4 protein-coding genes are annotated in these 9653 nt (G+C 73.8%); all 4 read left to right on the plus strand.

Translation table 11 applies throughout. The features are described from left to right. The first annotated feature begins 253 nt into the window (after positions 1-253). The gene (locus ACZ61E_RS22120; protein ID WP_469701552.1) at positions 254-1030 is read left to right on the plus strand and encodes a thioesterase II family protein; all 777 of its coding nucleotides are present in this window, start codon (positions 254-256) and stop codon (positions 1028-1030) included. Between the two features lie 47 nt (positions 1031-1077). Beyond that, entirely contained in the window at positions 1078-2112 is a 1035-nt protein-coding gene (locus ACZ61E_RS22125) for a TauD/TfdA family dioxygenase (RefSeq protein WP_469701553.1), read from the plus strand. A 7-nt stretch (positions 2113-2119) separates the two neighbouring features. After that, positions 2120-4024 (plus strand): non-ribosomal peptide synthetase, encoded by a 1905-nt coding sequence (locus tag ACZ61E_RS22130; RefSeq protein ID WP_469701554.1) that lies wholly within the window; start codon positions 2120-2122, stop codon positions 4022-4024. 213 nt (positions 4025-4237) lie between these two features. Beyond that, complete coding sequence (locus tag ACZ61E_RS22135; protein WP_469701607.1) at positions 4238-9226, plus strand: condensation domain-containing protein; 4989 nt, start codon at positions 4238-4240, stop codon at positions 9224-9226. The last annotated feature ends 427 nt before the right edge of the window (positions 9227-9653 follow it).

The raw sequence follows: 9653 nt of genomic DNA on the forward strand, positions 1-9653 counted from the left end.
CACCCGCATCCGCACCACCCTCCACACCAACCTCACCATCCGCGACATCTTCCAAAACCCCACCCCCGCCACCCTCACCCACCACATCACCACCCTGAGGGAAGCGGCTCCCCGGCAGCGCAAGCGCCCGGCCCTGCGCCGCCGTACCGAGGCGGGCACCCCCCGGTAGCGGCGCGTCTCACACCCGGCCCTCCCGGGCCTCCTCACGGTCGTCGCCTCTTCACGACCGCCTTTCAGACGAACGGAGTGCAAGGTGATCACCGATCCCGACGACGTGGTGTGGACGCTCGACGCCGCCGACGCCACCGATGTGCGTACGTCCCTGCTGGTCCTCCCGCACGCGGGCGGAAACGCCCACGCGTACACGGAGTGGCGGGCCTTCCTGCCCGCCGGTGTCCGGCTGCTGATCGGCCAGTACCCCGGCCGCGGCGCCCGTTTCTCCGATCCGCTGCCCACCGGCGTGGACGACCTGGTCGGCCCGATCGTGGAGAGCCTGCCGGCCGGGACCGACGACCTGGTGGTGCTCGGGCACAGCATGGGCTCACTGGTCGCCTTCGAGGTGGCACGCGCCCTCACCCTGGCCGGCCGCGCCCCGCGCGCCCTCATCGCCTCGGCGTGCCGGGCGCCGTTCATGGCCAACCCGAGCACGGTCCACCCGGAACGGCTCACCGACGACGAACTCGTCACGGCGATCAAGGCGCGCGGTGGCACCGACGACGGCATTCTCGACGAGCCCGAGCTGCGCGAGATCATCATCCCCTCGATCCGCGCGGACTTCGCCCTCGACGACGTCTACCGCTACACCGGCCCCTCCCCCGCGCTGAACTGCCCGGTGACGGCCATCGGCGGCACCGAGGACCCGGTCGTACCGCTCGACGCGCTCACGCGATGGGCCGAGATCACCACCGGCCCCGCGGTGTCCGAGTGCCTGCCGGGCGGCCACTTCTACTTCCAGCAGCAGCTGGAGCGCTTCTTCGGCCTGGTCAACTCCGTGATCTCCGGGGCGCCCACCCCGCACGAGTTCGCCTGACCCACACCATCCCACCACTCGTCCACCCGATCAGAAGGAATCACGCGATGTCGCCCACGGCCACCGCCACTCCCGCCACCGCTCTCGATGTCAGCAGGGAAGCGGGCAAGCCCGCGGTCCTGCGGACCCCCTCGTTCGACGCGATCGACCCGGCGATCGACTGGCTCACCGACCAGCGGCCGGCCGTCAGGGACGAACTGCACCGCTCCGGCGCGCTGTTGATCCGCGGGCTGGGCGTGGGCGACGCGGCCGACTTCGGACGGGTACGTGACGTTCTCATGCCGCGCAGAGCCGGTTACAAGGAGAAGGCCACGCCGCGCACGGACTTCGGCGAGGGAGTGTTCTCGTCGACCGACCTGCCCGCCGTCCAGCCGATCCGGCTGCACAACGAGAACAGCTACACACTCGACTTCCCCGGCACCCTGCTGTTCGGCTGTGTCACGGCCCCCACCGAGGACGGTGCGACGACGGTGGGCGACATGCGCGCCGCGCTGCGCCTGCTGCCCGCCGATCTGCGCGAGCGGTTCATGGCCAAGGGCTGGCTGCTGACCCGTAACTTCTCCGAACTGGCCGGACTCCCCTGGCAGAAGAGCTTCGCCACCGAGGACCCCGCCGTGGCCGAGGCGTACTGCCGTGAGAACGCCATCGGTTACGAATGGCTGCCGGACGGCGGGCTGCGCACCCGCCAGCGGCGCTCGGCGGTCGTGACCCACCCGGTCACGGGCGAGAAGTCGTGGTTCAACCACTTCGCGTTCTGGAACAACCGGACGCTGGACGCCGACGTCCGCGAGGTGCTGCTGGAGACGTACGGGGACGACGGGCTGCCGTTCGACACCTATCTCGGCGACGGCACCCGGCTGACGGCCGACGAGGTCGACGCGATCAACCGTGTCTACGACCAGGTCACCGTCCGGGAGACCTGGCAGCGCGGCGATGTGATGCTGGTCGACAACGTGCTCAACGCCCACGGGCGGGAGTCCTTCAAGGGTGACCGGAAGATCCTGGTGGCCATGGGCGACCCGATCACCCTGGACGACTGCCGTCCCGAGACCGCGCCGGCGACGACCGCGTTCGGGGAGTGAGCGGACGATGACAACCGCACATGCGTACAGCGAGTACACGGGTGAGGCACCGGCCGGAACCGGTGCGGCGGACCTGCTGGCCCGGCTCGCGAACGTCCCGGCCGGCCGCCCCGCCGTCGTGGCCGGGGACCGGGAGCTGACCTTCGGTGAACTGCGCGCCGAGGCGGGGCGCGTCGCGCGGTCCCTGGCCGGGCGCGGTGTGGGCCCGGAGAGCGTGGTGGCGCTGAGCCTGCCCCGCGGCGCCGACCTGGTGGTGGCACTGATCGGCACACTCACCGCGGGCGCGGCCTATCTGCCGGTGGACCCGGCGCTGCCCGCGGAGCGCCGGAGGTATCTGGTCGAGGACTCGGCCGCCGATCTGCTGATCGTGGCGGACGACGCGGCGGACGGTGTCGCGGAGGCAGGTGTCGCGGAGGCGGGCGCCGAAACGGCCGCCGGACCCGGCCGGGTGACGGTCGGTCAGCTTCTCTCGCCCGCAGACCCGGTGACCGGGGGCGGCTTCGCCCCGGTAGCGGTCGACGCGCAGGGCCTCGCGTATGTCATCTACACCTCCGGCTCCACCGGGCTGCCCAAGGGCGTCGAGGTGAGCCGGGGCTCCGCCTCGGCGCTCCTGGCGGAGCTGGAGTCCGAGAGGATCGCCGCTCCCGGGCCGGGCAGGGTCGGCTGGAACGCGTCTCCTTCCTTCGACGCGTCGGTGCAGCAGTGGGTACGGCTCTGCCGGGGCGACACACTGGTCATGATCGACACGGAGACACGGTCCGACCCGGCGCTGCTCGCCGCGCTGATCGGGGACCGGTCGCTGACCGACCTCGACATCACCCCGTCGCACGCCGAACCGCTTCTGGAGCATCTCCCGCCCCGTGACCCGGCGGCCGACGGTCCGCTGACCCTCCTCATCGGCGGTGAGGCGATCAGCCCCGTCCTGTGGGGGCGTCTGGCGGAGCTGGTGGACGAGGGTGTGCTGCGCGCGGTCAACCTGTACGGCCCGACGGAGTGCACCGTGGACGCGACCGCCGGATGGATAGCCTCCGGCGACGGTCCGCACATCGGCGCGGTCCTGCCCGGACTGCGCATGCGGCTGCTCGACGACGGTCTGCGGCCGGTCGCGGACGGAGAGACCGGCGAGCTGTATCTGGCCGGCCCCCGGGTCGCGCGCGGCTACCGGCGGCGCCCCGGTCTGACCGCCGAGCGGTTCGTGGCCGACCTGTCGGCGGACGGCTCGCGGATGTACCGGACCGGTGATCTGTGCCGCAGGCTGCCGGACGGCCGGCTCGCCTACCTGGGCCGCGCCGACGGCCAGGTCAAGGTGCGTGGCCACCGTGTGGAGCTGTTCGAGATCGAGGCGGCCGTGGCCGGTCATCCCGCGGTCGCGGAGGCCGCGGTGGTCCTGCGGGACGACGTCAACGGGACCGCCGGGCTCGTGGCGTACTACCGCGCCTCGCACCCGGTGACCGGGGCCGCGCTGCGCGAGCACCTGACGGCGACCCTGCCGGGCTACATGGTGCCGGCGGTGCTCAACGAGGTGGCGCGGTTCGCCACGACACCCAGCGGCAAACTGGACCGGGCCGCGCTTCCCGCTCCGGTCGCCCCGGCACCGGTGGCCGGGACGGCCGCCCCCGCCGGGGAGCCCGCCGCGGACGAACCCACCGGGCCCGTCGAGGAGTTGATCGCCCGCGTCTGGGCACAGGTGCTCGACAGACCGCGGATCGGCGCCGACGACAACTTCTTCAAACTGGGCGGCCACTCGCTGCTGGCGATCAAACTGGTCGCGGGGGTCCGCAGGGAGCTCGGGGTGAGCCTTCCGGTGAAGACCGTGTACGCGCACCCCCGGCTGCGTGACCTCGCCGGGCGGATCGAGTCGATGCTCGCCGCCACCGAGACCGAACGGCAGCCGGTCGGCGTCTCGGCCTGACCGGCGGCCCGTCCGCCGCGCGGCACCGGCCGCCGACCCGGTGCCGCGCCCGCCCGGGGACCCGGGGTCCTCCTCACGGGGAGGCCCCGGGCCCCGTGTGCCGCTCACGGCACTCCCCCCGCGTGTCCCCGTCCCGCCACCCGTGCCGCGCCGAATCCCGGCGGCGGCCGGCGAGACCGTTCAACTCCCCTGAAGGTGTCTGGAGGAATGACTGTGCTCCCGTTGTCGTTCGCGCAGCGTCGGCTGTGGTTCATGAATCGCCTGGAAGGCGCGTCGGCGACCTACAACGTGCCGGTCGTGCTGCGGCTGGGCGGTGTGCCGGACCGGCACGCGCTGGCCGACGCGGTGTCGGACGTGGTGCGCCGCCACGAGGTACTGCGCACGGTGTTCCCCGCAGTGGACGGCGAGCCGTACCAGCGGATCCTGGACGGTCCCGGACCGGAGCCGGAGTGGGTGGAGTGCGCGCCCGGGGCGGTCGACGCCCTGGTGGACGCGTTCGCGCACGAGTCCTTCGACATCACGGCGGAACGGCCGCTGCGGGTAAGGCTGTTCGTCACGGGCGCGGACGCGTCGGTACTCGTGCTGCTGCTGCACCACGTGGCGACCGACGGCTGGTCGACCGGACCGCTGCTGCGGGACCTGACCACGGCGTACACGGCCCGGTCGGCGGGCGCGGCCCCGGCGTGGGAACAACTGCCGGTGCAGTACGCCGACTACACGCTCTGGCAGCGCGACATGCTCGGCGAAGCGGACGACCCCGACAGCGTCCTCACCGAGCAACTGGACTTCTGGCGCGGGACGTTGTCCGAGGTGCCGCCGGTGCTGGAGCTGCCGGCGGACCGGGCGCGACCGGCGGAGCCGTCGGGCCGGGGGGATCTGGTGAAGGGCTGGATCGACGCCGGAACCCATGCGCGGCTGCTGGAGCTGGCGCGCACGCGGCGGGCAAGCCTGTTCATGGTGGCGCAGGCGGCCCTGTCCGGTGTCCTGGCACTGGTGAGCGGGCGGGACGACATCGTCGTGGGCTCGGCCGTGGCGGGACGCCCGGAGGAGGAGCTCAACGATCTGGTCGGGTTCTTCGTCAACAGCCTGGTGCTGCGCACCGACGTGTCGGGCGACCCCGCCTTCACCGAACTCCTCGACCGGGTACGGGAGTCGGATCTCGCCGCCTACGCCCATGACGACCTGCCGTTCGACCTGCTCGTCGAGCACCTCAACCCGGCCCGCTCCCTCTCCCACCACCCCTTCTTCCAGACCATGCTCACCCTCCAGAACGGCACCGACTCCGGCGTACGGCTCGGTGACATTCCCGGCGCCGTCGAGCCGGCCGGGCTGCGCACCGCGAAGTTCGACATCAACGTCTTCTGCACGGAGGTGTACGGCGACGGCGGGGAGCCGGGCGGTGTCGAGGTGTGGTTCCAGTACGCCACCGACCTGTTCGACGCGCCGACCGCGGCCCTGCTGCTCGGCCTCCTCACCCGCGCGCTGGACGCCGTGGCCGCCGACCCGGCGACCCGCGTCAGCGCCGCCGTCGCCCTCACCGACGCCGAACACCGCGCCCTGGCCGAACGGCGCGAACGGGTCGCGCGGCACGGGGCCGGCGGGGCGGGGAAGGAGGCATCCGGTGACGCGGACGGGCACACCGGATCCGGGGGCTCCACCAGGGTGGCGCGCTCGCCGCGCGAGGAGATCCTGTGCGGGCTCTTCGGGGCGGTGCTGGGCCGGGGACGGGTCGCACCGGACGACAACTTCTTCCGCAACGGGGGGCATTCGCTGCTCGGCATACGGCTGGTGAACCGCGTGCGGTCGGTGCTCGGCGTCGAGCTCGGCATCCGCGATCTGTTCCTTGCCCCCACCCCGGCCGGTCTCGACCGGCGGCTGGACGAACTGGCGGGCGCGGCTTCGAGGCCCGCGCCGGTACCGGTGGAGCGGCCCGAGCGGGTGCCGATGTCCTTCGCACAGCGCAGGCTCTGGTTCGTCAACGAGCTTGAGGGGCCAAGCCGTTCGTACAACATCCCGGTCGTGCTCCGGCTGGACGAACCGCTGGACGCGGACGTCCTCGCGGACGCGCTGGCCGATGTCGCCGAGCGCCACGAGGTGCTCCGCACGGTGTGCGGTGTCGTGGACGGCGAGCCGTACCAGCGGATCCTGACCGGGGTCCGGCCGCCGCTGGACGTGGTGCACACCGACGAGGCGGGGCTGACCGGGGCCGTGGACGCGGCGACCGGTCAGATCTTCGACCTCGGCGCCGATGTGCCCCTTCGGGCCCGACTGCTGGAGCTGGACGACTCGGGCGCGCAGGTGCTGGTGGTGCTGGTCCACCACATCGCGGGCGACGGCTGGTCCCTGGAACCGCTGCTCGCGGACCTGTCGGCCGCCTACGCCGCGCGGCTGACCCAACAGGCTCCCGAGTGGCGGCCGTTGCCGGTCCAGTACGCCGACTACGCGCTCTGGCAGCGCGAGGTGCTGGGCGAGGAGTCCGACCCGGAGAGCGTTCTCGCACGGCAGCTCGGCTTCTGGCGGGCGACGCTGGACGGCGCCCCGCCGGTGCTGGAGCTGCCTGCCGCCCGGACCCGCCCGGCGGTCGCGACGCACGGAGGCGCGCTGGAACCGTTCGCGCTCGACGCGGCCACGCACGACGCGCTGGCCGGGATCGCCGGGGAGAGCGGTGCGACGCTGTTCATGGTCCTCCAGGCCGCGCTGGCGGTCACGCTGTCGAGGCTGGGGGCGGGGACCGATCTGCCGGTCGGCACCGTCGAGGCCGGACGCGGCGACGCGGCGCTGGACGATCTGGTGGGCTTCTTCGTCAACACCCTCGTCCTGCGGACGGACGTGTCGGGCAATCCCGCCTTCACCGACCTGGTGGCCAGGGTCCGGGAGACCGACCTGGCCGCGTACGCCCACCAGGACGTCCCCTTCGAACAACTCGTCGAGCACCTGAGTCCGGACCGGTCCACCGCCCATCACCCGCTCGTCCAGGTCATGTTGCTGCTGCGCAGCGCGGGGGGCACGGCCGGCGCGGGCGCCGAGGGCCGGTCCGTGCTGTCGGGGTCCGACGTCCTCTTCGACACCGGGCGCGCCAAGTTCGACCTGACGCTGGCGCTGACCGAGCGGCAGGAGGCGAACGGCGCGCGTGGCGGCCTCACGGGTGTGCTGGAGTACGCCACGGACCTGTACGACGCCGCCACGGCCCGGCTGGTCGTCGACTGCCTCACGGCGGTGCTGCGGCAGGTCGCGGCGGCTCCCGAGCGCGGGATCGAGGAGATCGACCTGCTGACGGCGGCCGACCGCGCCGCGCTGCGCGCCCCCGACACCGGGGGTCTCCCGGCGCCCGGGGCACGGATCACGGAACTCTTCGCCCGGCACGTCGCGTCCGCCCCGGACGCCGTCGCGCTGATCGCGGCCGGCGGGCGGATGACGTACGGCGGACTCGACGCCGCCGCGAACCGGCTCGCGCACGAACTGGTGGGGCTCGGCGTGGGACGCGGTGATGTGGTGGGTGTGCTGCTGGAGCCGGGCATCCCACTGGTCGTCTCGGCGCTGGCCACGCTCAAGTCCGGTGCCGCTTACGCGCTGTTGGACCCGGCGGCGGACGCCGCCGTGGACGAGGACCGGCTCGCCGGGGCGGACGGTGCGGGGAGCGGGCTCGCCGCGCTGGTCTGCGCCGTCCCGGAGGCGGCGGAGCGGCTGGGTGCGGCTCGGCCGGCCCGTGTCGTCGTGCTGGACGCCAACGGCGTCTGCCCGGCGGGGAGTTCCGTGGTGGACACCGAGATCGATCCGGGGACCCCGGCGCTCACCGGCGACGCCTCCGACGCGGCATGCGTCCAGGCCGGCTCCCCCGCCGCGCTGTTCTCGCACCGCGCCGTGGTGGCCGCCGCCACGGACCCCGCGCTCGCGGGGGCCGGGCACGGCCCGGAGGTGTGGCTCCAGCACGCACCCGTGACGTCGGGGCGGTTCGCCCTGGAGCTGTGGCGTCCGCTGCTCACCGGCGCGGCCTGCGTCCTGTGGTCCGGCGGCAGCAGGCGGCCCGAGGCGCTCGCGTCGCTCGTCGTCGAGCACGGTGTCACCGCGACGGCGCTGCCGGGCCGGGTGTTCGACGTGCTCGTGGACGACCATCCGGAGGCGTTCGCCCGGCTCGGCCTGGTGGTCACCACCGACGAGATGCCCTCGCCGCGTCAACTGGCCCGTGCGGAGAGTCTGTTCGGGCAGGTGCGGATCGCGAACGGTCATGGCGCGGCGGGCAGTGTGTACGGTCACGGCGGCACCGTGGGGAACGCGGCGGGGACGGGGACGGCGGCGGGGGCCTTCGGTGAGGGGTCCCGTCGTGTCCTGGACGGCAGACTGCGTCCGGTGCCCGTGGGTGTGCCGGGCGACCTGTACGTGGCGGGTCCGCGGAGCGCGGACGGCTTCCCGGGCCGGGCCGGGGTGTCGGCGGCGTTCTTCACCGCCGATCCGTTCGGCCCCGCGGGCGGGCGGATGCACCGTACGGGCGAGACGGCCGTACGGCAGGCGGACGGAACGCTCCGCGTCCTCGGCCGCGGCGGGGACGTACAGCCGGCGGTACGGGGGCTGCGGGTGGAGCCCCGCGAGATCGAGGCGGTCCTCACCCGGCATCCGTCCGTCCGCCGCGCCGCCGTGCTCCTGCGGGAGGACGAACCCGGCACGCACCGCCTGGTCGCCTACCAGGTCCCGGCGCACGGAGGTGGCCCGGACGTGGCGGCGGTACGGGCGGATGTGGCCGGGACGCTGCCCGCGCACTGGGTGCCGGCGGAGTTCGTCGTGGTGGACGCGCTTCCACTGACCCGGGACGGCCGGCTCGACCGGCTCGCCCTGCCCGCCCCCGAGGACGTGCGGCGTGCGGAGACCGAGGCGCCCCGCGACGCGCGGGAGGAGATCCTGCACGGTCTGTTCGCGGAGATACTCGGCGGGAGGAAGATCGGCAGGGACGACAACTTCTTCCGGGTGGGCGGCCATTCGCTGCTCGCGGTACGGCTGGTGAACCGGATCCGCTCGGTGCTGGGCGCCGAACTGACGCTGCGTGACGTGTTCAACGCGCCGACCGTCGCCACGCTGGCGGAGCGGCTGCCCGCGAGGGGCGCGCCGGAGACGGCGCCGGGCGCCCAGGAGAGCCGTCCCACGCTGCGCCGCAGGACCCGCTCGGGCAGCCGCGTACACGACACAGCGGTAGCGGCGGGCCGCGCGTAAGCCCGCCGGGGTGGGGCCGCTCCCGTATGCACGGGGGCGGCCCTTCGCGCTCCGGAGGGCGCGCGGTCCGCGCCCGGCGGGCAGGCGGCAATCCGGGTCCCGGGGGCGAGCCGCCGCGTCGACACGTCCCCGAGTCGTGTCGACGCGCCGTCACCTCGCGCACGGTGCCGCGCTTCGCGCCGCGAGCGTCGGCGGGGACTTCGGCCGGCCCTCGTGTGCGGACTCCGGCGTCGCGGGCTCGTGACCCTGCGTCCAGCGCCGGGAGCCGTGAGCCGTGAGCGGCAGACGACGCTCCCCCATCCGGTCCTTCCGGACGGGGCGGGACACCACCCGTGCGAACTCCCCGGGGCAGGGCCGTCCATACGGGTCGTCGCAGGACGTGACCGTCGCCCCGCCGGGAGGCGCGTCCCGTCCGCGTGAGCGAGGT

It is taken from the genome of Streptomyces sp. NPDC104581, from assembly GCF_055583685.1.

Coding starts and splice junctions, on each gene's coding strand:
- ACZ61E_RS22125 (WP_469701553.1), top strand. CDS start 1,078: ATGTCGCCCACGGCCACCGCCACTCCCGCCACCGCTCTCGATGTCAGC.
- ACZ61E_RS22130 (WP_469701554.1), top strand. CDS start 2,120: ATGACAACCGCACATGCGTACAGCGAGTACACGGGTGAGGCACCGGCC.